The 654-nt window shown below is 72.8% G+C and carries 1 protein-coding gene; it reads left to right on the top strand.

The features are described 5' to 3' along the window. Positions 1–304: 304 nt before the first annotated feature. Positions 305–654, top strand: a 350-nt coding sequence (locus STRIP9103_RS23150) for a hypothetical protein (protein ID WP_048820814.1), incomplete at its 3' end; no start/stop codon positions are given.

The raw sequence follows: 654 nt of genomic DNA, 5'->3' as shown, positions 1-654 counted from the left end.
ACAGCCAGACCACCCCCGGACCCCGTCGTCCTCACCACACCCACGCCACCCCGCACCGCAACCAGATCTCGCCCTCACCACCCCCAGTCACCCATTCACACCCACGCCCCTCCCCTTTCCCGTTCTCCTCTCCTCCCCTCCCCCGCCTACAGCGATGACCTGCCCAAACACCCGCACCCCCACCTCCCGCCCATGCCCTCCCGACCCCCGTTCCCCCTGTTTCTGACGCACCGTCAGGGAGCGCCCGCCCCCGTCTGCCACTTACCTCGGAGGAGGAACGTGGACTCTCGGAGGAGCGAGCACGATGCGACGTAGCGCCCTGCCGTTGACCGGAACCGCGCTCGCCGTCGTCGTCGCGGCCCTCGCCGTCGCGCCGGCGTACGGCGGCGAGAACGACGGGAGGCTGGAGTTGTCGCCGGCGCGTGTCGTGCCCGGCGACGAGGTCACCGTGAGGACGGCCGCCTGCGGTGCGGACGGTACGGCGGCGGGCGACGCCAGCGCGGTCGGGGCGGGCCCCTTCCCCCTCGCCCCCGACGTCGGGCAACGGCTGCCCAGCGGGCGGTTCGAGGTGCCGCCGAGTGCACAACCGGGGACGTACGAGATCGTCGCGACCTGCACGAAGGGCGGTCGGCGGATCGCCGGTGACCTGGTGGT

Source organism: Streptomyces ipomoeae 91-03 (genome assembly GCF_000317595.1).
Lineage (GTDB): Bacteria > Actinomycetota > Actinomycetes > Streptomycetales > Streptomycetaceae > Streptomyces > Streptomyces ipomoeae.
The sequence above is the reverse complement of the archived record's forward strand: the minus strand, read 5'-3'. Positions and strand labels throughout refer to the sequence as shown.